Below are 25,486 nucleotides of genomic sequence, written 5' to 3' on the forward strand. Positions count from 1 at the left end.
TCCAGGCTGAACTCGAAGCGGCGACCGTGCCGCTCGACGCCGAGGTCGAACACCCTGACCTCGTCGTCCGACGAGGAGGTCCGGATGAACGACAGCGCACGAGTGACCGACAGCGCAGGACGAACCGACAGCGCAGAGCAGAACGACGGCGCAGAGCAGACGAGACGGCACCGCATCGCGGTGGTGGGCGCCGGTGGCGTCAGCGAGATGCATTTCGACGGCTTCCGCCTGCGGCCCGAGCGGATCGACGTGGTCGCCGTGATCGACCCCTCGCCCGAGCGGCGGGAGTGGGCCACCTCGACCTACGGCGTGCCGAGCGCCTTCGCGAGCATCGCCGAGGCCCTCGCGGCCGTCGAGTTCGACGTCGCGGTGGTCTGCACCCCGAGCCACGTCCGGCTCGAGACCGTCCGCGAGCTCGCCGCGGCCGGCAAGCACCTCCTGGTCGAGAAGCCCTTCGCCGACGGGATCGACGAGGCGCGCGAGCTGGTGCGCATCACCGATAAGGCGGGAGTGCAGCTGGCGGTCGACCAGAACTTCCGCGAGCACTACGGCTTCGAGCTCGCCCGCGAGCTGATCCAGGCGGGCCGGATCGGCCGGGTCCGCGTGATCAACCACCGCGAGCTGATGCATCGCGTCGATGAGGGCTGGCGCAACGATCAGCCCCACCACGCGCTGATGGTGATGGGCGTGCACTGGCTCGACGGCTTCCGCCGGCTGATCGACCAGGACGCCACCTGGCTCACCGCGACCACCTTCTCGTCGCCGTCCGTCCCCGCTGTCGGTGAGACGGACGCGAACCTGCAGATCCGGTTCGGCGACGTCACCGTCACCTACACCGACAGCTTCTCGAGCTGGATCACCCAGTGGGACACCGTCGTCCTCGGCGACGAGGGCACCCTGCACATCACCGGCGGCGGCATCGTCCTGGCCGGCCCCGACGGCACGGAGCGGATCGAGAACCCGCTGTCGACGGGCGAGGCGAAGCCGCTCACCGCCTACGGTGCGCTGGCCGGCCTCCTCGACGCCGTCGAGACCGGGGTCGAGGCGCCCAACTCCGGCCGCGACAACCTCAAGACCGTCTCCCTGATCGACGGGGCCTACCGCTCGGCCGAGACGGGTGCGCCGATCGATCTGGTGAACGGGCTCCTGCCGTGACCACCGTGCTGGAGCCGGCGCGTCGCACGCCCGCACCGCCGCCCGCGGTGACCCCGCCGGCGCGCACTCCCGTCGCGGCGTTCCGCGAGCTCCTCCAGGTCCGCGCCTTCGCGATCCCGCTGCTCCTCGTGTTCGCGGTGCTGTTCGCGTATCCGCTGGTGCAGTCGCTCTACTGGAGCTTCACCGACTTCGGCGGCTACAGCACCGAGGTGTCCTTCGTCGGCCTCGACAACTACGCGGCGATCTTCACCGACCCGTCGATGATCGCCGGCCTCGGCTTCACGATCCTCTTCACGCTCGGCACGACGGTCCTCGTCACGGTGATCGCGATCCCGGCCGCGGTCGTGCTCAACCGGGCCTTCCTCGGCCGGAACTTCGTGCGCTCGGTCTTCTTCTTCCCGTCGATCCCGAGCGTCGCGATCCTCGGCCTCGTCTGGGGGTTCATCCTCTCGCCGCTCGGCTCCGGCGCCCTGAACTCGCTGCTGCGGAGCACCCTCGGCATCGGACCCGTGCCGTGGCTGTCCGACTCCGCGCTCGCCCAGCTCTCGGTGATCGTGGTGGGGGTGTGGTCGACCGCCGGCTGGCACGCGATCCTCTACCTCGCCTACCTGCAGTCCATCCCGGCCGATCTCTACGAGGTCGCGACGGTGGACGGGGCGAGCGCCCTGCAGAAGTTCCGGCACATCACCGTTCCGCTGCTCACCCCGGCGCTGACGATCAGCTGCCTGCTGCTGATGACCAGCGGCCTCAAGGTCTACGAGCTGCCGTTCACGCTGACCAGCGGCGGGCCCGGATTCTCGACCAACACGATCACGCAGACGATCATCCAGAACGGCATCTCGCAGGCCCAATTCGGCCGAGCCTCGGCCCTGGCCGTCGTCTTCATGCTGCTCGTCGGCGCCATCGTCGCCGTGCAGCTCCTGCTCTCGAACCGACTCGAACGGAGGACGTCATGAGCCGCACCGTCGCCGCTCCCGCGACCGCCCCCGATCCTGCGGCTGCCCCCGCGCGCACCGCCGTCCGGCGCTCGGAGCTCCTGCGGCCGGGTGCCCTGCTCACCAGCGCGATCATGCTGCCGCTGGCGCTGATCGTCGGCCTGCCGTTCTACTACATCGTCGTCAACACCTTCAAGACGCAGGCCGAGACGGCCGCCGCTCCGCTCGCGCTGCCGACGGTCTGGCGGCTCGACACGTACACCCGCGTCATAGAGAGCGTGCCGATCGTGCAGGCCTTCGGCAACACGCTGCTGGTGACCGCGGTGTCCATCATGCTGATGCTGCTGATCGGCTCGCTGGCCGCCTTCTCGGTGATCCTGCGCCGGTCGCGGTTCGTCACGATCGTCTTCGTGATCGCCTTCCTCGTGCCCGGGCAGGTGACGCTGATCCCGCTCTACCGGCTCTTCGCACAGCTCGGGCTCGTCGACTCGCTGTGGGGGCTGATCCTGATGTACACCGCAGGATCCGTCTTCTGCTACTTCCTCATCGTCGGCTACATGCGCACCATTCCGGGCGAGATGATCGAGGCCGCCAAGCTCGACGGCGCGAGCCCGTTCCAGATCTACTGGCGCATCGCGCTGCCGCTCATCCGGCCGATCCTGATCACGGTCGGCGTGTTCCAGACGATGTGGGTGTGGAACGACTTCCTCACCCCGGTCGTCTTCCTCAGCTCCCCGCAGAACCAGACGCTGGTGCTGCAGGTGTACAAGGCGGTCGGCGAGTTCTCGGTCGACTGGCCGGCGTTCCTCGCCCTCTCCGTCCTCGCCCTGATCCCGATGGTGATCTTCTTCGTCGCCATGCAGCGGCACATCGTGAACGGCCTCCTCGCCGGCAGCGTCAAGGGCTGACCCCTCCCTCTCTCTCCTTCTTCCTTCCTCTCTCCTCCAGAAAGCGAATCCTGCAATGACGCACAGATCCCGCACCCGCACCCGACTGCGCACCGCCTTTCTCGGCGGTGTCGCGCTCGCCCTCGTGCTGAGCGGCTGCTCCGCCGCCGGTGGCGACGGCCGCACGACCCTCACCTTCATGACCTGGGACAGCCCCGAGGTCATGGAGCCGGTGGTCGCCGCCTTCGAGGAGGCGAATCCGGACATCCGCGTCGAGGTCTCGCACGCGCCTCCGGTCGCCGAGTACATCTCGACGCTGCAGAACCGACTCCTGGCCGGCACCGCCGCCGACGTCTTCGTGATGGGCTCCGAGAACAAGACGAACCTCATCGACGGCGAGCTCGTCGTCGACATCACCGACGAGCCCTACATGGACGTCGTCGCGCCCCTGAACAAAGAGATCCGCGGCAGGGACGGCCGCACCTACGGCCTCTCGATCTCGTCCTGGTCGACGGGGCTGGCCTACGACGCCGATCTCGTGGCGTCGCTCGGCTACGACGAGTTCCCGACCGAGTGGGACGACTTCGTGCAGCTGCTCCGCGACATCAAGGAGACGGGCACGACCCCGTACCTCGAGCCGTGGAGCGCGCTGCCCGACAGCATCGCCTCGAGCGTCGGCGCCGCGAACGCCCGCAACGGCGTCAGCGATCTCGACGCCTTCGACGGCGGCGGCTCCTTCGAGGAGAACTGGGCGGAGCCGCTCGGCCAGTGGGCCGAGCTGTTCGACGGGGGCCTGATCTCGCAGGACGTCGTCGGAGTGAACGGCGACCAGGTGCTGGAGGAGTTCGTCACCGGGCGCGCCGCGATGATCCCGATGGGTCCGTGGAACGTCACGAAGGTGCCGGAGCTGAACCCCGACCTGAACTGGGCGATCGCGGGCTTCCCGCAGCCCGACGGCGAGCCGTGGTTCTCGGGCAACGCCTCGCCCGGCTGGGTGATCAACGCGAAGGCGAAGCAGCCGGAGGCCGCGCAGGCGTTCCTCGGCTTCCTCGCCAGCCCCGAGGGCGTCGCCTCCTTCCAGAAGGCGACCAACTCGATGACGACGACGACCAACTACGAGCCCGCGATCGACGAGCACCTCGCGCCCAACCTGCTCGCCCTGCAGGAGGACCGGGTGTACCTGCCGCAGGCAGCCTGGCCGCGCTATCAGGACGCGCTGAACGTCGAGATGGTCGCGCAGCTGCAGCTGATGGCGCAGGGGCAGCTGACTCCCGCCGAGGTCGGGGCGGCGCTGGACGCGAAGGTCGCGCAGCTCGGGGGCTGACGCTCTCGGCGCCCGGCCTGTCCGGGCCGGGCGCCCCTTTTCTTACTTGATGACACTGACGGAGGAGACGACATGATCGAGAACCAGACCCGCCGCGGCGGCTTCGTGCCCGCCGGAGGCGCCACCACGGTCCCGCAGGACTGGGGCCGGCTCGAGTGGATGATCGCCGGATCGGAGGGGAACTCCGACGTCCTCACCGTCGGCAAGTGCTTCATCCAGCCCGGCCGCAACAATCCGGTGCATCACCACCCCAACTGCGACGAGGTGCTCACCGTGATCCGCGGCCGCATCCGCAACCGGGTGAACGACGACTACGTCGAGATGGGGCCGGGTGACACCATCTCCATCCCGCTTGGCGCCACCCACAACGCCGTGAACATCGGCGACGAGGAGTGCGAGCTGCTCATCGTGTTCGACACGGCCGAGCGCGAGGTGATCGGAGAATGAGCGTGTCGCGGCCGGCGCGGCTGGCGTTCTCGAAGTTCCTGGAGCCTGCGGAGGTTCCGGTGCTCGTGTCGAGCTTCCGGGCGGAGGGGTACGAGGGGCTGCAGCTGAAGGGGGCGCAGTACGCCGAGTACGTGGGAGATCCTTCTCGTGCCTTGGCTTCGCTGGGGGAGGATCCGGGGATCTACTCGGCGCTGATCACCGGGGATTCGCTGGACGAGGCGGGGCAGGAGCGGATCGCGGCGACCATCGCGTTCGCCGCGGCGGTGGGGGCCGAGCGGATCGTGTTCTGCCACGGGCATCCGCATGAGGGGGTGGATGCCGCGATGCGGCGCTCGTTCGCGTCGACCCTGACCGATATCGCCTCTCGGTCGCGGGACGCCGGCGTGGCGTTCTCGCTGCACCACCACACGGACCAGCCGGTGATGGAGCTGGCTGACTTCCGCGAGTTCTTCGACGGGATGGAGCCGGGGGTGCTCGGGCTGACCGTGGACACGGCGCATCTGGCGCGGTCGGGGATCGAGGATCTGCCCGGGTTCATCGACGAGTTCGGAGCGTTCGTGGACAACCTGCATCTGAAGGACTACTCGGTGCCGGTCGGGCGGGACGGGGAGTGGCGGATCGCCGGGGAAGGCGTGCTCGACCTGGACGGTGTGCTGGCCGCGCTCGGGCGGGCGGGGTACGCCGGGTGGATCTGTGCGGACGAGGAGAGTGAGGCGACCCTGGAGGAGGGGCTGCGGCGGTCGCGGGAGTGGCTGCGGCGGCAGCGGGGGTGAGGAGGGATGGTGCGGGCTTGGGTGTGACCGTCGGTCCGGCCCACTGAGGCTCTTGAGCTAAGCCAGCAAGGGGGCTCCAATTTCCGCGCCCCCTCAACGTTTCGCCAGACCACAAGTTCGCGAGGAGCCGCGATCCTGCAAGCTCAGCCCGACGGCTGGGACAATCTCCTGACGATCGTCCGCTTCCGTCTCGTTCGCCACCCTGTTCAAGCGCCCCGTTCTTTCCGTTTTCTCTACACGACCCGGCAATCGTCGAGGCGCCAATGGACCCCTTCAAAACATCGGCAGGATGCTTTTCATCCCCACCTGCCGAGCACCTGACATCTATCGCCCTCAGCCGGAGACGATCGGGGCCCAGCGGGTGGTGAAACGGCGACAGACCGCTCAACGGCCCCGCCGTACTTCGCCGCACCTGTAAAGCGCATCAGAATCGTGCACTGCCCTTCGACGCGCTCCAGCTCTCATGCGCGCTGCGGAAGCAACCGGCGCACAATGACGGTACGAGCTTCCGCCGGACCCACAGCAGCTGCGGATGGGTGGGCGGACCTGGGGGGGGGCGTCACCGAGGCTCCCAGCGCAACCTCCCACGACACGGCTTGCCCTCGAGGGTCGACACCACCGTCATACACCGAGGACGCCAACGACCAGTCGCAACGCAGCGCCACCAAGACCCAAGGTGCCGACCGGCGACTCGACCCGCGGCCCGGGGCCGGGGCCCGTCAAGACGCCACCTCGACGCGCCTGGTGGCCCACGAGCATCCGGCGCTTCGGTAGTCTGATCGCACGGGGGAACGAGCGGCGAGGAGCGTAACTTGTACTTGGGTGAGCCGCACAACAATTCTGAGTCAACAGATCTCGACAACGCGATTGCTCCTACTTCACGCCCATTGCCCTCGGTATCAATTGGCGACGCCTTCGACAAAGTCGTGCAGCTAGCGCCTCTTTCGGTGGACTGCGTTGTAACCAGCCCGCCATACTGGGGTCTCCGGTCGTATGGGCACATACACGACGACTCGGTGCTAGACCGGTGGACATCGGCGCATCCTAGTATTCTCAAAACGGCGATGGCGAATCACGCGCCCGGTTACGCCTGGTACCGCGCAAATGGTGGTGTTCTCGGGTTGGAGCCTTACCCACAATGGTTTATAGGCCACCTCGTCGAGATCTTTGAGCGCCTGAAACCGTCCCTGAAAACTACCGCAAGCATCTGGGTCAACTTGGGCGACACTTACTTTGCGCGGTGGTCGAGCATCCGATCCGATGGACGCCAAGGACTCGGTGCCGGAACTCGAAGCAGACGCCGCACTCCGTCCGGCGGAGTACTGACCGACAAGCAACTGCTTATGATTCCCGCGCGCTTTGCTATCGCGATGCAAGAAGCGGGATGGATTCTCCGCAACGACGTCATATGGGCGAAGACAGCTGTACCGCCTCGCGCCGAGGGCGACCGCCTCCGCCTTTCTCATGAGCACTTGTTTCACTTCGTCTTACGCCCAAAAACCGGTAGAGCGAAGTACTACTACGACGTATCCGCAGCCGAACCAAGAGCTAACGATGTCATTCAAGTCGGAGCCCACAAAGGATCCGACGGACACAGCGCCACATTTCCGAAGGAACTTGTTCGCCCAAGAATCGAAACCTCCTCCCCGCCCGGCGGTCTTGTCGTCGACCCTTTCTGTGGAACCGGACGCGCTCTAGAAGCCGCAATCGACGCAGGGAGGCGTGCATACGGAATCGAGCTTTCTGAGCACTACGCGCGTACTGCTCGACGGAACGTACGACAAGCGAAAGAACGAATTCTAGCGAAAGAATCTGATGATTGACGATAAGGCAACGACACGTAATCGGAACGTGGTAGCCGACCTCTCGCGACTGGCCGACGGCCAATCGGCCAGAGAAGTCATCCGACACGACGCGTTAGAGGCCATTCTGCGCGAGCTTGACTCTATTCACCCAGAGGCTCCCGACTCTATACTCGCAACGTTGCTCGCAAAGAAGATCAACACACAATGCGAGTAACTTTCTCAACTCCAGATGGGAATCTGCGAATCATTCCCACCATTCCCGACCTACCTCTAGCGAGGCTGGAGGGACGTAATGGGATCGGCAAGACGCTAGCGGCAAGACTGCTCGAGCTAATCAGCGGACAGCCCCCGTATGCCGGGCTTCCGCGGGCCTGGAAAAGCTTGGTCGAGCAACTCGGCAGAGTACGAATAGAAATCGAAGAGATCGGACATCACTCAATCCTGGTAATGCTCGACAGCAACGATTGGGATGTGGATAACCAAAGCAACGCAGTTATCAACCCCGGTCAGGTCTACCTGGACGGCAATGCAGTGTCCTGGGATGATCTTCGATCCATTCTGCAAGTGCGACGCATCGCCGGTGACGAGACATTGGGTGAGACCATTGGATTAGCCCTCTACCAAAAGTCTCTAGACGTAGAGATAGTATACAAACGAGTCTCTGCGAAGGCCGACAACTGGTCCAGATCTTGGGATTCATTTCGAATCTCCGCGCACCATCCTCCGCATGACCTAGTTGCACTGGTTCGCGAATTGGACGAGAAAGACGGCGAGCGGAAAATACTTTCGCTCAGGGGCGAAGAAATGTCTACTGCACTCAATAAGGCAACACGCACTCTGGCCCATCTTCAACAACTATCGAATATTGTCGATCAAATGCCTAGCCTTGAGGACTATCGGAAGGCTTGGTCGCTTCGCCAAGAGTTGGCTCAGCAGATTTCCGTTATCGAACGAAGCCTCATGAACCGCAGCGGGAACAATCCGACCCTGTCAGAGGGCGAATTCCGGCGCCTTACGAAAAGAGTGCGGATAAGACGAGACGCTCATACTCGCGCTCTTTTCGCGGAAAACGGTATTCTCAGTGCGCTTGAGCTAAGTTCTCGACCCTCCTCAGCCGAAATTGCAGCACTGCTTCGCGCCTCACAGCAACGCCTCCAAGAACTGGAAAATAATCGAAAATCTCAATTCGCCGCCGGGTCGATTCGGGACACCGCAGCGTCAATTGAGCAGACCCTCCTTAGCCTCCCTCAAGATCTCCACGGAGAGGTAGTCGTGGAGCTAGATCGAAGTGTGACTGTCGATGAACTTGCCGGGGGACTCGCGAGACGGAGGGAAAGCCTTCGAGACGTCCCCAAATCATCAACCGTTCTCAGTATCGAACGGGAAATCAAAGACATATCTGAAAGAATTGACCTTCTTTTTGAGCTACCTGCTGTGATGACCGCCGCTCGGCGAAAAGAAGAAAATTATCGGCAGGCAGATGACGACCTCGAGAATTTTTTCGATCTTTCCGAAACCGAAAGAGCGGACCGAGAAGTGATCTCTGAAGAGCTGGAAAGTAGACGCGAGCAATTTGCAAAAGCAACAAACGTCTTACTCCTCGCATTGCTCCGCCTGCGGACAGCAACCGGCACCGAGACAACTTCGAGCGATGCGCGTCATGCCCTTGAACTGATCGAGGACGAGGAAGAAGATGTCGAGGATTCGGCTTCCACTACAGAAATACGAATTATCGATCCATCAGCTCTTGCCTCAGAAATTGAGGAAGTTGTCCAAGCATCGCGTACGGAGATTCAGGAGCTTAATGCCGTAAGTCTCTCAACCGATTGGGAGACGATCCTGCCATCCGTTCTCGAACAGTGCGAACGCGACATTGTGGGCATCAGGCGCGAGCAAGAGTTTCTTTTCGGCGAAAAGGAGGCTAATGAGTTGGTCTTGGAGCAGGTGCGAACTTCAGTTGCTGACCTGCGAGCAGCCCTGGCTTCTTTTGCGGCTTCACTGTCCACGGCCGATGAGTGGGAAAAAGTTCGAAGCGCCGCCGACCACTGGTTCAGAGCAAAGGGATCTTCTATCGATATTCTGCCTGGGCTCGTCTCGCGACTTCGATCGTCTGCATTTGTGCCGAAGCTGTTACAATATGAAGAGCTTTTAGTAGAATTCGCCACAGACTTGACCGAGCTGATTGACGCGCTGGAGGAGTCCGCGGGGGTGGTGCGCGATCAATGGGGTCTAGCAACAAGCTATATGACTCGCGAAGCCCATAACCTCGCTCCCCGGCTGGTTCACTCAGCCGGCGAGAGTTGGCAGTTCACACAACTAAACGACTCGGATGCTGGTCGACTCTTACAAACCTGGGTCGAAGGGGAGGTTGCCAGCATCCTTTCCCAAGAGGTGTTGCGGGAGGAACTCTTTGAGGGAGCGGCCGAAGTTGATTATGACCTTGATGCACGATCGGTGGTGTGGCGGTCGAAAGAGGGAAGACGCCGACGGCGCCCGCTCGAGGCCTTCTCTTCAGGCGAGCAAGTATTCGCCTACACTCGGGCGAAACTTGAATCCTTACGTCCTATCGCTGAATCCTCTGAGCACTTCCTCATTTTCTTAGATGAATTCGGAGCGTTCGTTGCAAGGGATCGTTTCGGCCAGCTAATGCACTACGTGCAAACTGACGTCATTGGCACCATCGCCGATCAGGTTATCGTCATGTTGCCTACGAGCGATAGCGACTCCGAGTTTGAAGCCAGAAAAGAATCAGCCGCGTTCGCCACAGCAGACTATCTGGTTGAATCGCTCGCCGTTCAAGAGCGGTTGGTATGAAGTGTTCGGACTTAGCGAAGAGCTGTCGACCGACGAGGCCAGCGCGCTTCATGACGTGCTAATACGAGTGCTGCAGGGGCAGTTCGAGAGGGTGTCAGGTATAGAGATCGCGCCCGAGACTTGGACGGAGATCGATCTACGAGCTATGTTGATCAGCCTTCGGCGGTGGTTTAATCCCATTTCTAGTGGGCGGAAGCTACGGGATGAGCTGGCGAATCTGCCGACTATTCGCGTAGATTTACAGTCTTCATGGTCTCAGCTCTTCGTAACTGCTGGCAGGGACCGCTTGTTGGTTACTCCTGAGGGCGTCGTTGTACTCTGGCTTCTGAAAAGCGATGCTGTTCATCTGAGTCGTGGATTTCATGTACAACTCCGAGGAAATCGGAACACTGAACTCGGCCTGCTTACGCTGGCCTCTGTGTACAAGTCGTGGAACGAGCAGCGTTTACGAGGTGTGACGGACCTTCTCGAGAAGGAGACAACTACTCTCCGACCTACCGCAGCAGGCCTACTGTTTGTCCTGCTGATCAATAGAAACACGGATTACTCGCGAAGACTTCCATCTCCGCAAAACAAGCAGCAGTCAGATGAAATTTCCCGAGCGATCGCATTACCAACACTTGCTTTCGCGCATGGTTTGACGCAACACGCGAAGGCAAGCGAACGAGGCTTAGATCTATATAGGGGATGGGCTCTTGGTGAGCTTGCGCGGCGACTTGGGGAAGGTCTACATCGCGGTGCAGATGGAATCTGGATAGATCCCGAGTGGGAGCTGGCAGCTCGACTTCGGTTGCGTGAAGCTCTCGCTGGACGTTCCGCTTCAGGAATAGCGATAGACGAGGCGTTACTCCAGTATGAGGAGATTCGACCTGCTTTGAGCGCTCTGCACATCGCATTCGAGCGGCCCTCGAACACGCGCAGAATACGAAATGAGTTGCTCAGTTGGGCCGATCGAGGTGACGCATTGTGAGTATCCAGACGGTCGACATTCTCGAATGGCTGCGCACAGCGCTGAAGAATCACGAAGCACGAGAGTTTACTGATGAGGCACGATTACTCGCCGTGTGGCTTGCGGAGCGCGAAAAGTGGATTCCTATTATCAGTGAGGTCCTACAAGCGGAAGATGGGGTAGTTGTCGACTCGGTTGGCGCCGGTGCTGACTGGATTGACTGCGGGGCGATTCAAGTGGATGTCCCGGACCTAGTTTCGGCGGTGAGCTTCGTGCTCGACAGTTACAACACCCACAATGCGAACGCTGAGCTTCAGCTCGAGGTGATCGGAAATCGCGCGCGAGTAATTGGAGCACAGGAATATGTTGCCGTCAATGCCGCTCAGCGGGCCCTGCGTGACATCGCCACCGGCCTGTGTAGCATCCGGCTTCGCGAGTCGGAGCTGGTCGCTTTTGCTTATTCCGAGACTTCCTTCGAGCACGACCATACTCAGTTGATTTGGAACGTAGTCACGCGGCTCCCCGAGTTGCTCCAAATGGTCAACGGCTCGGTCATGCTCTTGTCCTGCGAAGGACAGCTCAACTTTGACATCCATTGCGAGGGAAATCCAAGTCTTCTCGCCCGAATTGGTTCAGAAGGCATTGCTTGGCGCAACACATGGGCTAAATCCTTGGTACCACTGGATACTGTGAGTAGGCAAAAACCGGAATCCATGCCTCTCCTTGTTCTCTTTCTAGGCGCTGGGGCAAGTGTGGGCTTCGGGCTCCCGTCAGGAGACAGGCTGCGAAACGAGGTCTTGGGCAGACTTACGGGCCGGACTGTTGACGAAAGTACTTTCGAAGAGGTTGCTCACGGCTGGTGGAAAGATCTGGCCGCTACGCAACAACTGACCGAGTTGGAACTTACGCTAGGCGAGCGCGTCTTTGTCGAGACACTAACTCTTGAAATGGTTCTCGAGCACGAGCAAGAGCAGGAGTCGCAACGATTCTCTAGTTCGCTTTCCAGTTTTGCGGAGTCGCACGATAAGATCGTCGAGAGCTTGCGAGCGCATCCTCCCCTAGACGATCCCTTGCGGTCCCTTGTCGCACTAAGGCAGCGTCTTGTACTGATCACGGTAAACTTCGATCAGGTCATCGAAGCGCGCTGCGGTCCCGGTGATGTTAGGAGCTTTTCAACCCAACACGAACTGGAAGGATTTCCCGCAGCACTTCAGGATTACATTCAGAACGGCGGACCAGTGCCCCTGCTGAAGATGCACGGTGATATCAAAAAGCCCGAAACAATTGTCGCAAACATCAGTCGGACGTCAGCGGGCTTAAATGAAGCTCGTTTCAGTGCGATTCGAAGTGTTATAGATGCGATGGCAGGGAGCCAATTCCGACCGTGGTGGTACGTGGGTTATAGCATGCGAGACAGGGACTTGGACACAGTATGGAAGGATCCAATCTTTTACAAGTTCCAAGAACGATGGGTTTCTCCATTTGCCGACCCGAACGTCTTGGCGTTTCTGCGTGCGTCTCGGGTGCAGGGTTGGACAGATGAACAACTGGTCATCAAAGATTTGAACGACCGGCTTATCACCTGGACTGCGGACGATTTCTTCCGGCAACTACAGCTCAAAGTTGGCCCAGGCTGGAATGCCAGAGGTCGCTTGGGCGGTGTTCCGCCCGGGCTGAATCCTTAGCCGCCGCACCCTGTGACTTTGACTTGCGCATCATTATATTGATGACCAATCTTTTTCGGCCGTTCGAACCGCGGCACGTCGATCGTGTAGGGCCTGATCACCCGATTAGTGGCTCGTTGCGTCTGGTTAGGGATAAGGGAGATCGCAAAGGGTTCAGCGATTACACGCCTGCCAGGGTGGTCAACCGCTGACGCGACGGCACCCTCGGCGCTAGTACCCGGTGCGGCCATTTGGCCGTGTTATACCCGTGCCTAGCGCGGGGGTCGTGATCGTTCTCGCCCGGATGCGGCCTCGCGCAATCCTGTGTTTGGGGTGGACGAGCGGCGCGTGATGGGCGACAAGGTGCTCGTCTGCACAAACCCATCGCTGGACTTACCCTGCTCGCGATCCGTCTCGACCGAGACGCGAGTGGCAGCCTCAACCGCGACCAGCGGAGAGCGAGGGCTTTCTGCGTCTCGATCTTCGTGACGGAGGGGCGTGGCCCGCGCGGTCGCTCGATTCGGTCCTGATGAGTGGCAGCGACGAGCCACTGGCGAGGCGAGCTTGCGCAGCGCGCCCGCCGGCGTCTCGGCGACTTCGTTTGCTGTATCGACGGCTCCCGTGGAAACCGATTGGGGGTCAGCGACGGTCTCCTGCGCTTTGATATTCGCCGCGGATGGTTGCGCATTCTGAGGCTGTGTTTCGCGACGCCGGAGCCCTGATCAGATCTCGAGACGTTGAGCACGGCGAAGGCGCGCGCGAGGAAAAGCCCGCGCTCCCCTCTTCGAGCAGTTGAAGCGACGGACGCCTGGACATCGGCTGCTCCCCATGTAGGAATCAACGACGGCGCCAAGGCGTGACGCTCGTCTGCTGCCCCCGCGATTTACGACGGGAAGCAGCCACTTCACGCAGTGTCTTCCCGTACCCGGACCGCCCGTCTTCGGTGTCCGCCCGCCTCCGCTGACCCCCGGCCGTGGGCCGCAGCGCGGGTCGTCGGGTGGCTTGTCGCCCCGCCGAACGGCCTACCGGCCCGGCGGAGCGCTCCCGACCTCCTGTGAGACAGCTGGACGGACGCCCCGCCAGAAGGCGTGGACGAGCGCTTCCGCACCCCCGCGGGCGATCTTGACCGTTTTCTCAGCCGCCGGTTACGTTCCGCCTGGAGCGAGGGGCCGCTACGAAGCCGCCCGGGTACTCCTCGGGGAACGGGACCATCACGATGAAGAAGACGACCAAGGGCGCCATCGCGGCCGGCGCGGCTGTTGTACTGCTGCTCGGCGGCGCGGGCACGCTCGCGTTCTGGAGCGACTCGGCGCCGATCGACGCCGGCGAGATCGAAGCCGGCAACCTGACCCTCGCCGTGGCTCCGGGCGTCTGGAGCGACGCGACTCCGGGCACCACGACGGGCGCGGAGTTCGACCCCGCCATCGACCGCATCGTGCCGGGCGACGTGATCCGCTACACCACCACCGCGACCGTCGCGGGCATCGGCAAGAACCTCGAAGCGACGTTCACGGCCGTACTGCCCGACGCTGCAGGCGACCTCGCCGAGTACGTCGACACCGCGCTCACCGTCAACGGTCTGAGCGACGAGGGCGCGTCGATCGACGTCGACTTCGAGACCGGTGGCACTCAGACCTTCCCCGTGGTCGTCACCTTCACCTTCGATCCCGCCACGGCGAACCTCGACGGTCAGAACGAGACCCTCGACCTGGCCGAGTTCCAGCTCCTGCTCGAGCAGACCCCCAACGGCGTCACGCCGTAGTCAGCGCGCGACTCACCCAGCAGCCCCATGCCCTCTCGGCTCTCCGCCGTCGCCCTCGGTGCAGCGGCCGTGCTCACCCTCGCTCTCGCGGGGATCGGCACGGCCGCCTACTGGAGCGACGCGGAGACCGTGCCGGGCACCACGCTCCGCTCCGGCAGCCTCGATCTGCTGGCGGGGACGGCGGCCGCGCAGGTGCAGGACCACGTCTTCACCGCCCTCGATGCGAGGAACGCGGGGCCGGGCAGCGTCGCCCAGGCACCGCTCACCCTCCGCAACGCCGGCACCGAGGACCTGCGCTACCGGCTGGACAGCACCGTCGTGACGCCGACGGCCGCGGCCTCGGCGTTCACCACCGCCGCGACCCTCGTGTCGTCGGCGGCCTCGTGCCCGGCGACCGGCACCTCCGCCGGTCTCGCGCTCGTGACCACCGCGCCGCTCGGCTCAGCGACCTCGGCGTACCGGAACCTGCAGAAGGGGAGCAGCGAGGTGTGGTGCATCCGCGTGACCCTGTCGCCCTCCGCCCCGCAGGCCTCCCTGCAGAGCACCAGCACCACCATCGTGTTCCGCTTCCGGGCGGAGCAGCTGTGAGCGCCCCCGCGAGCGTCGAGGCGGACGCCGGAGCGGGGCGGCACGCCGCCGTGCGCTCGAAGGCTCCGCGGCTCAAGGAGGACGGTGCCCTGGTCTGGGTGGGCCGGGTGCTCTCCTGGCTGGCGCTGTTCGTGACCGTGGGCGTGCTGCTGGCGACGGTGGTGGTGCCCCGCGTGACCGGGGCGACCGCCTACACCGTGCTCACCGGCTCGATGCGGCCGGGGCTGCCGCCCGGCGAGCTCGTGGTGATGCGGCCCGTCCCCGCCGACTCGATCGGCGTCGGCACGGTGATCACCTATCAGCTCGCCTCGGGCGAGGGCGCCGTGGTGACGCACCGCGTGATCGCCACGGCCGAGAACGCGCGGGGCGAGCGCACCTTCGTCACGCAGGGTGACGCGAACAATGTGGCCGACCAGGAGCCGGTGCGCGAGGTGCAGGTCCGCGGCGTGCTCTGGTACCACCTGCCGTGGCTCGGCTACCTGAACAGCGCGCTCACCGGTCCGCAGCGCGGCATCGCGACGATCGTCGCCGTGAGCCTCCTCGGCGGCTACGCCCTCGTGATGTTCGGCGGAGCCCTGCTCGACCGCCGCCGGAAGTCCAGGAGGGTGTCGTGACCGGCCCCTCCCGGCGCGCGTGGACTGCGCGGCTGGCCGCCGCCGTCGCCGCGGTGGCGCTGGGCGCGATCGCTCCGCCTGTCCTCGCGCCGGCGCTCGCCCTCGTCGCCTCCCCCGGATCGCTGCCGGTGTCGGAGCAGGGGCTCGATCTGAGCACCGACGGCGACGAGTTCGCGCCGCGGATCGACGAGCCGCTGCTCCGCGGGACGGAGCGCATCGTGCCCGGCGGCACGTCGACCGCCGTGCTGTACGTGCGCAACAGCCGCGCCGAGGACGCCCAGGTGACGGTGGTGCTCGACACCCCGCCGAGCACTCCGCTCTGGGAGGTGCTGGACGTGACGGCGACGGCGGAGGGACGCAGCGTGCCGGTCGCCGAGTCGCTCGAGGTGACCCCCGCGGGCTCGAGGAGCGACCGGCGATCGCTGAGCCTGGGCAGCCTCCCGGTGCCGCCCGGCGGCGTCCTTCCGGTGAGCCTGACGTTCCTGATGGATCCGGCGGCGGGCAACGAGTACCAGAGCATCAGCGCGTCGGTGCGGCTGAACGTGACCCTCAGCGAGCGCCTCGACGGGGCCGGAACCGGTGCCGGGTCCGCCGACGATCGCGGTCCATGGCCGCTCCATCTGCCGTCCACCGGCCTCGCCCTCTCGCCGCCGCTGCTCCTCGCCGCCGCAGGCGCGATGGCCGCCGGCCTCGCCCTCCTCCTCGCGATGCACTCCCGGCGCACGCCGTCCGCCGCCACCGCCGTTCCCGACCCGCACGACCGACCCCGAAGGCAGTCCCCGGATGTCCCGTCCTGAACTCCCGCCGAGCACCTCGGCCTCGCCGCGCTCCCGCCACGCCGCGGAACGCCGCCCGAAGCGCTTCCGTTCGCGCAGCGTCCGCGTGCGCGCCCTGCTCTCCGTCGGCATCCTGCTCGGCGGCGGCGGCGTCGCCACCCTCGCGGCCTGGTCGGACAACGCGACGGCCACCACCACGTTCAGCACCGGGAACATCGACCTCAAGCTCAACAGCGCCGATACCATCACCATCCCGAATCTCACCAACCTGCGCCCCGGCAGCACGCAGGCGGTGGCGATCGCGGTGAGCAACACCGGCACGCTCCCCGTCACGTACACCGTCGTCGGCGCCGGCACCGGGACGCTCGGTCCCGCGCTCACCGCCGCCGTCTACACCGGCGGCACGCCCACGAACCCCGCCGGCGGCACCACCTCCTCCTGCAGCGGCACCGCGATCACCACCACGGGCGCGTCAGCACCCTCGGTGGTGGGCACCCTCGTCGGCACGGGCCGCCCCCTGGCCGGCACCACCGGCACCCCGCAGGTCATCGCGTCGGAGACGCTCTGCGTGCTCTTCACGCTGCCCACCACCGCGGCGACCACCCTGCAGTCGCAGTCGACGAACATCACCCTCACCTTCACCGCGACCACCACCTGAGCCTGTGCCGACCGCCCACCACCTCGCCGAGTCGCCGGACGCCTCCCACCGGGACGATCCGCTGCACGACGCGATCGAGCCCGCCGAGGCGTCGGCGCGCGCCGACGTGCCCGCGCGCCTCGGGCGGATGCGGGCCGTGCTCCGCGAGCTCCTGCTCACGGTCGGAGCGGTGCTCGGCACCCTCTGCCTGCTGTCCGCGCTCGCGGCGCTGCTCTTCGGCATCACTCCGCTCGTCTTCCAGAGCGGATCGATGGGGCCCGCGATCGAGACGGGGGCGCTGGGGATCGCCCGCGACATCCCTGCCGCGGACGCGCGGCCGGGCGACGTGGTGAGCGTGGAGCTGCCCACGGGGGTGCGGATCACCCACCGCGTGGTCTCGAGTACGCCGGTCGGCGGCGACCGGGTGTCCCTCGTGCTGCGCGGCGACGCGAACGGGGTGGACGACGCGGAGCCGTACGTGGTCGACCGGGTGGACCTGCTGCTCACGAGCGTGAACCGCGTGGGCTACGTGGTGAGCGCGCTCGCGAGCCCGCCGGCGCTGTTCCTGGGCGGGCTGCTGGCCGGGCTGCTGCTCATGGTGGCGTTCGCTCCGACGCGGACTGCGCGCCCGACGGCGGCCCCGCAGGCGGCGACCGGCCCTCGCCGCCGGCACCGGCACGCGGCAGGGGGCGCCCTCGGTCTCACCGCCGTGCTGCTCGCGGGCGCGGGCGTCGTCGCTCCCCCGCCGGTGGGGACCACGGCCGCCTTCACGGACACCGCGCTCGCGACGACGACCGCCGCGACCGGCGCCCTGGCGGTGCCGACGATCGACAGATGCACCGTCTCCCTGGCGGGCCTGGTGACCCTCGACTTCACGGTCCCGACGGCTTCGATCACTCAGACCGGGATCGTGGCCACCTACGGCACGGGCGCCTCCACGACGTCGACGACGCCGGTCGAGCCGACGGTCCGCACCATCAGCTTCACCCCCGTCAACACCCTGCTGGCCGTCGGCTCCTCCTGGCCCGTGACGGTCTCCACGGTGCTCACCGGTACGACGTGGCGGGGCACCTCGCCGTCCTACACGGTCACCACCGCGCTGGGCATCGGCGGCATCACGGTGCGCACCTGCAGCCCGACCTAGACGTCCCGGTCCTGCTTCAATGACCTGATGACCTCCCGCGCCGACCACCTCGCCGACTTCGCCGAGTTCCTCACCGCCTCGCCGTCCTCCTTCCACGCCGCGGCCGAGACCGCCCGGCGGCTCGCAGCGTCGGGATTCATCCCGGTCGACGAGAGCGCCGCGTGGCCGACCGCCCCCGGGCGCTACTACGTGCTGCGCGACGGGGCGGTCATCGCCTGGCACGTGCCGGCCGGCGCCTCCGCGGTGACGCCGTTCCGGATCCTCGGCGCGCACACCGACTCCCCCGGCTTCAAGCTCAAGCCCCGGCCGACCGTGGAGTCGAAGGGCTGGCTGCAGGCCGGCGTCGAGGTCTACGGCGGACCGCTGCTCAACTCCTGGCTCGACCGCGAGCTCGAGCTGGCCGGCCGGATCGTCACCCGCGACGGCGCCGAGGTGCTCGTGCGCACCGGTCCGTTCCTGCGGATCCCGCAGCTCGCGATCCACCTCGACCGCGAGGCGAACGACGGCCTGAAGCTCGACCGGCAGAAGCACACCGTCCCCGTCTACGGCCTGGGCGACGCGGACGGGAACGACCTGCTCGGGATCCTCGCCGCGAAGGCCGGGCTCGACACCGCCGCCGACATCGCCGGCTACGACCTCATCACCGCGGACACCCAGCCGCCCGCGCGCTTCGGCCTCGACGACGCGCTCTTCGCGGCCGGGCGGATGGACGACCTCAGCTCGGTGCACGCGGGACTCGTCGCGCTGCTCGCGGCGAGCGCCGACGACAGCGCGGCGCCGCACATCAGCATGCTCGCCGCCTTCGACCACGAGGAGCTGGGCTCCGCCAGCCGCTCCGGAGCGAGCGGCCCGTTCCTCGAGGACGTGCTCACCCGCATCGGCGCGGCGCTCGGCGCGGGTGTCGACGAGCGCGCCCGGGCGATGGCGGGCTCCTGGTGCCTCTCCGCCGACGCGGGCCACTCCGTGCACCCGAACTACCCGGAGAAGCACGACCCGGTGAACCAGCCCGTCGCCGGCAAGGGGCCGCTGCTCAAGATCAACGCCTCGCAGCGCTACGCGACCGACGCCCGCGGCGCGGCGCTCTGGGCGGGAGTGTGCGCGCGGGCGGGCGTGGACTTCCAGGAGTTCGTGTCGAACAACACGGTGCCCTGCGGCTCCACGATCGGACCGCTCACCGCGACCCGGCTCGGGATCTCGACCGTCGACGTCGGCGTACCGCTGCTGTCGATGCACTCCGCGCGGGAGCTGGCGCACGTCGACGACCTCGTCGCCCTCACCCGCGCGATCGAGGCGTTCTTCTCCGCTGTCGACTGACGCGGGCGGGCCTGCAGGCCGCCGTCTCGACGGTGGCGGATCTCGATACGGGCGCTGCGCGCGCTCCTCGATCAGCAAGGGTCGGACCCGGCCCGTTCGACGAGAAGTGTCGGCAAGGCCCGTGCAGAACAGCATTTCTCGTCGAAGGGACGCGTCACCTCCCAGGGAGGATCGTCGCGGGCGGGCGATCGACGGGCGCCCCAGGATCGCAACCCCCTTGTCGGGGTCCCCGGGTACGCGGTGCTCTGGGACATGCGCGAAGTGAAGCTCGTCCGTCTCGTCAGCCGTCTCGAGAACGTGGCCGCCCTCGATCCGCTCGTCGACCGCGTCAAGAAGGTGGTCGACGCGGTCATCCGCCCGCAGCCCGTGCGCGACGTGCTGCACGGCGTCCCGATCGGGCACCCGGTGCATCCGCTGCTCGTGCTCGTGCCCACCGGCGCGTGGGTGTCGGCGGCGGTCCTGGACCTGCTGCCCGGCAACGAGCGCGCCGCTCGCACCCTGATCGCCCTGGGCGTGGTCAGCGTGCTGCCCACCGCCGCCGCGGGCTACACCGACTGGTCCGAGCTGCACGAGCAGCAGAAGCGGGTCGGGCTCGTCCACGCGGCGGCCAACGTGGCCGGAACCGTCCTCTACACCGCGTCCTTCGTCCAGCGCGTGCGCGGACGGCGGGCGAGCGGGAAGGCGCTCGGCATGCTCGGCCTCGCCGTCGTCTCCGGCGGCGGCTACCTCGGCGGCCACCTCAGCTACCGGCAGGCGGCGGGCGCGAATCACACGGAGGACGTCCCGCACCGCTTCCCCACCGGCTGGCAGACCCTCGGACCGCTCGCCGAGCTGCCCGAGAGCACCCCCGTGAAGAAGACCGTCGCCGAGACCCCGCTGCTCGCCGTCCGCCGCGGCGACCGCGTCGACGTGCTGTCGAACGTCTGCAGCCACCTCTCCGGCCCCCTCGACGAGGGCGAGCTGCGCGGCACCGGCGCCGACGCCTGCATCAGCTGCCCCTGGCACGCGAGCGCCTTCTCGCTCGAGACCGGCGAGGTTGTCCGCGGCCCGGCCACCTCGCCGCAGCCGCGCTTCGAGACGCGCGTCACCGACGGCCTGGTGGAGGTGCTGCTCCCGCACGCGGGCTGAGCGGGACCGCCGCGCGCCTCACTCCACTCGCGGCCACTCGCTCGTCAGCGACGCCTCGATCGCCCGGTGGCGGAATCCGTAGAGCTTTCCGCGGTCGATGATCCCGCGGACGGTGTCGAGACGCTGCGCCGTCGTCCCCACCTCCGACGGCTTCGACAGACCGAGCGCGCGGGCGATCCGGGTGAGCTCCGCTGTCGACTGACGCGGGCGGTTCTGCAGGCCGCTGTCTCGACGGTGGGCGGATCTCGATACGCGCGCTGCACGCGCTACTCGATCAGCATGGTGGGGCACCCGCCGGTCGAAGTGGGGCGCCCGCCGGTGTGCCCCGCCATGCTGGTCGAGTAGCGCCGGAGGGGCGTATCGATCGGTGAAGCCGCTTCGCGTCTCGGTGACGGGGGGAGGACGCGGTTGCGCCGCAACATGCTGGTCGAGTAGCCCCGCAGGGGCGTATCGAGACCCGCCGTCATCAGCAGGGCGGGTCTGCAGACTCGTCCTTATGGCGCTGGTGGATCTCGATATGCCCGCTGCGCGGGCTACTCGATCAGCATGACTGGACGCGAACCGGGCCTCAGCCGGCCAGCGGACCCCGTCAGCCGTCCAGTCGCCGGCGAGCGACGCGACGAATGGACGCGGACGGGGCTCTGCGACGGAAGCAGGCCCCGTTCGGGGTCCACTCGACGTCAGGGACGCGAGCCGGGTGCGCTTCCCAAGGGATGTCGTCACGACGCGCTCGGGCAGCGCTTCTCGTCCGACGGAGCCGGATGACGGGCGCCGCCTCAGCGGTCAACTCGGAGCTCGTCCTCGGCGAGCGCCGCGAGTTGCGCGCGGTAGTGCGCCAGCTGCGCGTCCTTGTCGGTCTGCGGGTCGCGCGGGAAGAGCGGGTCGGCGCGGGACCAGTCGTCGGACGCGGGGATCCGGTGCTCCTCCTCGATCCACTGCGCGAAGGCGGCCGTCAGCCGGGCCGCCTCCGCCGCGCGGCCGAGGCGCTGCAGCGCCCGGATCGAGGAGACCGTCTGCGCGTCGAAGCGCGGAGCCGTCACCGCGTCGCCGGTCAGGCCCGCGGCCGCGTCCCAGTCGTCGCGGGCGCCGGCGTCGTCGCCGAGCCGCGAGCGCGCGTCGCCGCGGCGGAACAGGAGATCCGCCGTGGACGCGTGCGGAGGGCGGGCCTCGCCGAGGCACGCGGGCGGCGCGAGAGCGGCGCAGAGGAATGTGAGCGCGTCGGTCGGCGACGAGGCGTCGGCGAGCGCGAGCATCGTCGCGTCCCAGACCTCGAGGACGCGGCCCTCCCGAACCCGGCCCTCGAGGTCGCGACCCTCGCGAACCCAGCCCTCCAGGTCGCGACCCTCGCCGCCTCCGCGCGGCTCGAACCGGCGCCCCAGCAGCAGCCGCTGGGCGCACCCGGCCCGGCCCGCCTCGACGAGCAGCGCCGCGTACTCGAGGGTCAGGTCGTCGCGCTCGAGGACGACGGCCTCGTTCTCCTCGAGCAGGGCGAGCCTCCCCTCGTGCCCGAGGTGCGCGCGGAGCCGGTCGTACTCGGCGAGGAGCTGCGCGTCGCCGGGCGCGATCGACCGCGCGTGCTCGAAGTAGGCGAGCGCCGCCTCCGGATCGCCGTACGCGGCGCAGGACGCGACCCCGAGGTCGCGCAGGGCGAGCACCCGCACGCGGGCCCTCGCATCGTGGGCCGCGACGAACCACCGGGCGGCGAAGGCGTCCTCGATCCGGCCCTTCCCGTCGTACCAGTCGCCGAGGAGGAAGCGGGCGGTGGTGTCGTCGGCGCCGGCCGCCTCGAGCGCCTCGACGTCCTCGAGGCGGATCGCTCGGCGGCCCTCGAGCGGAGAGAGCCGGGCCTCCCGCCGCGCGGCCCGCGCCTGCTCCGTCCGGCCCTCGCACTCGTGCAGGAGCGCGGCGTGGTATTGCGCCGGCACCCCGATCCGCGCCTGCCCGGGCGGGAGGCGCTCCTCCGCCTCGACCGAGAGGGTGAGCAGCCGCAGCGCGTCGTCCCGCAGCCCCGCCGCCCGGTACTCGAGCGCCACCGCGACCAGCACGGCGGCGTCGTCGGGGAGCGGCCGGCCGGCGAGGTCGCGGGCCCACGGGTCGAGCGGGTCCCGGTCGAGCAGTCCCCGCAGCAGCGCCGTCGACTCCTCCTCCCGCCCGGTCCGCCGGAGCACGGTGACGAGCAGGGCCGTCGCCCGCGCGTGCTGCGCGTCGGTCGCGAGCACCTCGCGCAGCACCCGCTCGGCCTCCGCCGGGCGATCCCCCGCGGCGTGCAGCTGCGCGAGCGCGACGCCGGCCGGGTTCCGCCAGGCCGCCGTCCTCCACGCTGTGCCGAGGGCCTCGTCGGCCTCGTCCGCCCGCCCCTGCCGCGCGAGGAGCACTCCCAGCCGGTAGTGCGCCTCGGAGTCGGCCGGTCGCGCGCCGCGGGAGGTCAGCCGCGCGATCGCGGAGCGGAGACGGCGCTCCGCCTCGTCGAAGCGAGCGGCGTCGGTCAGCGTCCGCGCGAGCGCGACGAGACAGCGGACGTCGCCCGGATCCCGCCAGACGGCCTCCTCCCAGTAGTGCTCCGGCACGCAGGCGGCACGGGGGCGCTCCTCGAGGTCGCGGCCGAGGAGGAACAGCTCGTCGTTCGAATCCACGTCCTCCGGCGGAGGCGGGTCGGTCCTGGACGTTCGACCGGTTCCGAGCTCGAGAATGGCAGCGTTGTCATTGCGCATGACGCCCAGTCAAGGCCGGACCGACGGCGCGGCGCAGGTCGCATCCGGTGGAAGATCTGGACAGAACGCTGATCCGAGGGCAAGCTCTCCGGATGACCATCGGCGCAGGGTTCCCGGGAGAGACCATGCACGTGCTCCCCCGCCCCCGCGTGCGGGAGGCGCTGACGCAGCCGGGGACGGCGCACCTCCTCGTCACCGACTGCGGCCACTTCCCCGAGGCGCGCTCGCACGGGCGGGTGCGGAGCCGGCCCATCGCCGACGCCGTCGTCCTGGTCTGCACCCGGGGCTCGGGCTGGTGCACCACGGCGGCCGGCGCCTTCACCGTGACCGCCGGGCAGGTCGTCCTCCTGCCGCCCGGCGAGCCGCACGCCTACGGAGCCGACGACGAGGACCCGTGGACGCTCTGGTGGCTGCACCTCACCGGCAGCGATCTGCCCGAGTTCCTGCGGGCGGCGCGCGCGACGGCCGACGCTCCGGTCCGGACCCTGTCCGACGTGTACGCCGCAGTCGCGCTGATCTCGGCGGTGATCACGCACCTCGAGCGCGATGCGACGACCAACAGCCTGCTCGCCGCATCGGGGGCCGCCTGGCATCTGATGGCGGTCCTCGCCTCGGACCGCCCGCCGGGCGACGCGCGCAGCACCGCACTGGAGCGCGCCGCCCAGTTCCTCCGCGATCACCTCACCGAGAGCATCGAGGTCGCGGAGCTCGCGTCGATGGCGCGTCTGAGCCCGTCGCACTTCGCGGCGCTCTTCCGCCGCCGGTTCGGGATGCCGGTGCTGCGCTACCGGACCGAGCTGCGGATGGCGCGGGCGCGGGAGCTGCTCGACATGACGGAGCGGCCGATCGCCGAGGTCGCCGCGGCCGCCGGCTACGACGACTCCTTCTACTTCGCGCGGCAGTTCAAGCGGATCCACGGACTGACGCCGCACGCGTACCGGACGCGGAACTGACCGCGGGTCGGCCGGGCGGGAGCAGCGGCGCGGGTCACCCCCGCGGCCCCGCGACCGAGCCGCCCGGGCGCCAGGGGCCGCCGATGCGCTCCTGCAGCAGCGGCGCGGCGGGGTCGGCGAGGCGGGCGAGCAGCGCCTCCACCCCGCGGCGGCCGAGGGCGTGGCCCGGGGCGACCAGCACGTCGAGCGCCGGATCCGCGAGGTCGGCCACGTCGGGATCGGAGGCGAGCAGCACGATCGAGAGGTCCTCCGGCACCCGCACGCCGCGGTGGCGCAGCTCGTGCGCGAAGCCGACCGCCGCTCCGCCGTTGATCACCAGGACCGCCGTGGCCGCCTCCGGGTCGAGCGAGCGGGCCAGCGCGCGCCCGCCGGCCGGCGTCTCCTCGCAGTGGAGCAGGACCGTGGACAGGCCCTGCGCAGCGGCGGCGCCCTCGAAAGCCTCCCGCGTGCGCGCATAGGGGCCGAAGTCGGCGCCGCCCTCCGGTCCGAGCACGAGGGCGATACGGCGGTGCCCCTGCGCGGCCAGGCGCTCGAGCGCCTCCTCGACCATGCCCTCGAAGTCGATGTCGACCCAGTCGAGCGCGGAGGGGTCGCGGGTGCGGCCGAGCAGGGCGAACGGGGTGCCGGAGTCGCGCAGGACCGCGACCCGCTCGTCCTCCGAGGTCACCTGCATCAGCACGACGCCGTCGAGCAGCCCGTCGGCGCGCAGATCGGCGAGCTTCTCCGAGCCGCCGATGGTGGGCCAGAGCACGATCGAGTAGCCGTTCTCGGCGGCGGCCTCGGCGGCGCCGGCGAGGAAGGTCGTCGCGGTGTTCAGCGGGCGCGAGGGCACCAGCGGGTAGACGATCGCGATCATCATCGAGCGCCGTCGGGCCAGCGCGCGGGCGAGGGCGTGCGGGCGGTAGCCGAGCTCGCGCATCGCCTCGCGGACCCGGGCGGCGGTCTCGGGCGAGACCGGCTTGGTGGCGTTGACGACGAAGGAGACGGTCGCGATCGACACGCCCGCGCGGCGCGCGACGTCCTGCATGGTCGCCATGCCGTCTCCTCCCGGGTGCCGCGCCCGATGCGGTTGACGCGGGGGCGCGATGTCCCGCAGTCTAGGAGCA

20 protein-coding genes are annotated in these 25,486 nt (G+C 67.5%); 17 read left to right on the top strand and 3 right to left on the bottom strand.

Annotated features, from left to right (window positions below; all coding sequences use genetic code 11):
• Positions 1 to 84 precede the first annotated feature (84 nt).
• The 16 genes from GTU73_RS18190 (at position 85) to GTU73_RS18270 (ending at position 20,716) form a co-directional block, all read left to right on the top strand.
• A complete protein-coding gene (locus GTU73_RS18190) occupies positions 85 to 1,155 on the top strand; it encodes a Gfo/Idh/MocA family oxidoreductase (RefSeq protein ID WP_160091022.1) in 1,071 nt (356 codons plus the stop codon).
• On the top strand, positions 1,152 to 2,111 hold the full coding sequence (locus GTU73_RS18195) for a sugar ABC transporter permease (protein ID WP_244231694.1): 960 nt from the start codon (positions 1,152 to 1,154) through the stop codon (positions 2,109 to 2,111). The genes GTU73_RS18190 and GTU73_RS18195 overlap by 4 nt, the downstream gene beginning before the upstream one ends.
• Positions 2,108 to 2,998, top strand: a complete 891-nt coding sequence (locus GTU73_RS18200; protein ID WP_160091023.1) for a carbohydrate ABC transporter permease — start codon at positions 2,108 to 2,110, stop codon at positions 2,996 to 2,998. Before GTU73_RS18195 ends, GTU73_RS18200 begins: the two co-directional genes overlap by 4 nt.
• 55 nt (positions 2,999 to 3,053) lie before the next feature.
• On the top strand, positions 3,054 to 4,301 hold the full coding sequence (locus tag GTU73_RS18205; RefSeq protein ID WP_160091024.1) for an extracellular solute-binding protein: 1,248 nt from the start codon (positions 3,054 to 3,056) through the stop codon (positions 4,299 to 4,301).
• A 72-nt stretch (positions 4,302 to 4,373) separates the two neighbouring features.
• Entirely contained in the window at positions 4,374 to 4,748 is a 375-nt protein-coding gene (locus tag GTU73_RS18210; RefSeq protein ID WP_132436793.1) for a cupin domain-containing protein, read from the top strand.
• The gene (locus GTU73_RS18215) at positions 4,745 to 5,521 is read left to right on the top strand and encodes a sugar phosphate isomerase/epimerase (protein WP_160091025.1); all 777 of its coding nucleotides are present in this window, start codon (positions 4,745 to 4,747) and stop codon (positions 5,519 to 5,521) included. Before GTU73_RS18210 ends, GTU73_RS18215 begins: the two co-directional genes overlap by 4 nt.
• A gap of 2,252 nt (positions 5,522 to 7,773) precedes the next feature.
• Positions 7,774 to 10,140: a hypothetical protein gene (locus GTU73_RS18225; RefSeq protein ID WP_160091027.1), complete on the top strand. Its 2,367-nt coding sequence runs from the start codon at positions 7,774 to 7,776 to the stop codon at positions 10,138 to 10,140.
• Positions 10,141 to 11,106: 966 nt separating this feature from the next.
• Positions 11,107 to 12,774, top strand: coding sequence for an SIR2 family protein (locus GTU73_RS18230; protein WP_160091028.1), 1,668 nt, complete (start codon positions 11,107 to 11,109; stop codon positions 12,772 to 12,774).
• 1,195 nt (positions 12,775 to 13,969) lie between these two features.
• Positions 13,970 to 14,515, top strand: coding sequence for an alternate-type signal peptide domain-containing protein (locus tag GTU73_RS18235; RefSeq protein ID WP_160091029.1), 546 nt, complete (start codon positions 13,970 to 13,972; stop codon positions 14,513 to 14,515).
• A gap of 27 nt (positions 14,516 to 14,542) precedes the next feature.
• Positions 14,543 to 15,103: a SipW-dependent-type signal peptide-containing protein gene (locus GTU73_RS18240; RefSeq protein WP_160091030.1), complete on the top strand. Its 561-nt coding sequence runs from the start codon at positions 14,543 to 14,545 to the stop codon at positions 15,101 to 15,103.
• Positions 15,100 to 15,717, top strand: a complete 618-nt coding sequence (locus GTU73_RS18245; RefSeq protein WP_208543701.1) for a signal peptidase I — start codon at positions 15,100 to 15,102, stop codon at positions 15,715 to 15,717. Before GTU73_RS18240 ends, GTU73_RS18245 begins: the two co-directional genes overlap by 4 nt.
• Positions 15,714 to 16,514, top strand: coding sequence for a hypothetical protein (locus GTU73_RS18250; protein WP_160091031.1), 801 nt, complete (start codon positions 15,714 to 15,716; stop codon positions 16,512 to 16,514). Before GTU73_RS18245 ends, GTU73_RS18250 begins: the two co-directional genes overlap by 4 nt.
• The gene (locus GTU73_RS18255) at positions 16,501 to 17,151 is read left to right on the top strand and encodes a TasA family protein (protein ID WP_160091032.1); all 651 of its coding nucleotides are present in this window, start codon (positions 16,501 to 16,503) and stop codon (positions 17,149 to 17,151) included. The genes GTU73_RS18250 and GTU73_RS18255 overlap by 14 nt, the downstream gene beginning before the upstream one ends.
• Positions 17,152 to 17,155: 4 nt before the next feature.
• Positions 17,156 to 18,274: a hypothetical protein gene (locus tag GTU73_RS19145; RefSeq protein ID WP_208543702.1), complete on the top strand. Its 1,119-nt coding sequence runs from the start codon at positions 17,156 to 17,158 to the stop codon at positions 18,272 to 18,274.
• 27 nt (positions 18,275 to 18,301) lie between these two features.
• Positions 18,302 to 19,588, top strand: a complete 1,287-nt coding sequence (locus GTU73_RS18265) for a M18 family aminopeptidase (RefSeq protein ID WP_160091033.1) — start codon at positions 18,302 to 18,304, stop codon at positions 19,586 to 19,588.
• A 252-nt stretch (positions 19,589 to 19,840) separates the two neighbouring features.
• Positions 19,841 to 20,716, top strand: coding sequence for a Rieske 2Fe-2S domain-containing protein (locus tag GTU73_RS18270; protein ID WP_160091034.1), 876 nt, complete (start codon positions 19,841 to 19,843; stop codon positions 20,714 to 20,716).
• 18 nt (positions 20,717 to 20,734) lie between these two features.
• On the opposite strand, the gene GTU73_RS19540 is transcribed toward GTU73_RS18270, so the two are convergent.
• Both GTU73_RS19540 and GTU73_RS18280 read right to left on the bottom strand, forming a co-directional pair.
• A complete protein-coding gene (locus GTU73_RS19540) occupies positions 20,735 to 20,857 on the bottom strand; it encodes a hypothetical protein (RefSeq protein ID WP_279630800.1) in 123 nt (40 codons plus the stop codon).
• 635 nt (positions 20,858 to 21,492) lie between these two features.
• The gene (locus GTU73_RS18280; protein ID WP_160091035.1) at positions 21,493 to 23,349 is read right to left on the bottom strand and encodes a tetratricopeptide repeat protein; all 1,857 of its coding nucleotides are present in this window, start codon (positions 23,347 to 23,349) and stop codon (positions 21,493 to 21,495) included.
• Between the two features lie 170 nt (positions 23,350 to 23,519).
• Here GTU73_RS18280 and GTU73_RS18285 point away from each other — a divergent pair, with 170 nt between their 5' ends.
• Complete coding sequence (locus tag GTU73_RS18285; RefSeq protein WP_208543703.1) at positions 23,520 to 24,380, top strand: helix-turn-helix domain-containing protein; 861 nt, start codon at positions 23,520 to 23,522, stop codon at positions 24,378 to 24,380.
• A gap of 34 nt (positions 24,381 to 24,414) precedes the next feature.
• On the opposite strand, the gene GTU73_RS18290 is transcribed toward GTU73_RS18285, so the two are convergent.
• Positions 24,415 to 25,416: a LacI family DNA-binding transcriptional regulator gene (locus GTU73_RS18290; protein WP_160091036.1), complete on the bottom strand. Its 1,002-nt coding sequence runs from the start codon at positions 25,414 to 25,416 to the stop codon at positions 24,415 to 24,417.
• Positions 25,417 to 25,486 lie beyond the last annotated feature (70 nt).

This window comes from Rathayibacter sp. VKM Ac-2804 (assembly GCF_009866655.1).
In the GTDB taxonomy this organism is placed as follows: domain Bacteria; phylum Actinomycetota; class Actinomycetes; order Actinomycetales; family Microbacteriaceae; genus Rathayibacter.

What these genes read in the sequence shown, in the direction of transcription:
- GTU73_RS18255 (WP_160091032.1), top strand. Translation starts at nt 16,501, where the DNA reads ATGTCCCGTCCTGAACTCCCGCCGAGCACCTCGGCCTCGCCGCGCTCC.
- GTU73_RS18205 (WP_160091024.1), top strand. Translation starts at nt 3,054, where the DNA reads ATGACGCACAGATCCCGCACCCGCACCCGACTGCGCACCGCCTTTCTC.
- GTU73_RS18270 (WP_160091034.1), top strand. Translation starts at nt 19,841, where the DNA reads ATGCGCGAAGTGAAGCTCGTCCGTCTCGTCAGCCGTCTCGAGAACGTG.
- GTU73_RS18265 (WP_160091033.1), top strand. Translation starts at nt 18,302, where the DNA reads ATGACCTCCCGCGCCGACCACCTCGCCGACTTCGCCGAGTTCCTCACC.
- GTU73_RS18240 (WP_160091030.1), top strand. Translation starts at nt 14,543, where the DNA reads ATGCCCTCTCGGCTCTCCGCCGTCGCCCTCGGTGCAGCGGCCGTGCTC.
- GTU73_RS18200 (WP_160091023.1), top strand. Translation starts at nt 2,108, where the DNA reads ATGAGCCGCACCGTCGCCGCTCCCGCGACCGCCCCCGATCCTGCGGCT.
- GTU73_RS18290 (WP_160091036.1), bottom strand. Translation starts at nt 25,416, where the DNA reads ATGGCGACCATGCAGGACGTCGCGCGCCGCGCGGGCGTGTCGATCGCG.
- GTU73_RS18190 (WP_160091022.1), top strand. Translation starts at nt 85, where the DNA reads ATGAACGACAGCGCACGAGTGACCGACAGCGCAGGACGAACCGACAGC.
- GTU73_RS18285 (WP_208543703.1), top strand. Translation starts at nt 23,520, where the DNA reads ATGACCATCGGCGCAGGGTTCCCGGGAGAGACCATGCACGTGCTCCCC.
- GTU73_RS18225 (WP_160091027.1), top strand. Translation starts at nt 7,774, where the DNA reads ATGCTCGACAGCAACGATTGGGATGTGGATAACCAAAGCAACGCAGTT.
- GTU73_RS18215 (WP_160091025.1), top strand. Translation starts at nt 4,745, where the DNA reads ATGAGCGTGTCGCGGCCGGCGCGGCTGGCGTTCTCGAAGTTCCTGGAG.
- GTU73_RS18210 (WP_132436793.1), top strand. Translation starts at nt 4,374, where the DNA reads ATGATCGAGAACCAGACCCGCCGCGGCGGCTTCGTGCCCGCCGGAGGC.
- GTU73_RS18235 (WP_160091029.1), top strand. Translation starts at nt 13,970, where the DNA reads ATGAAGAAGACGACCAAGGGCGCCATCGCGGCCGGCGCGGCTGTTGTA.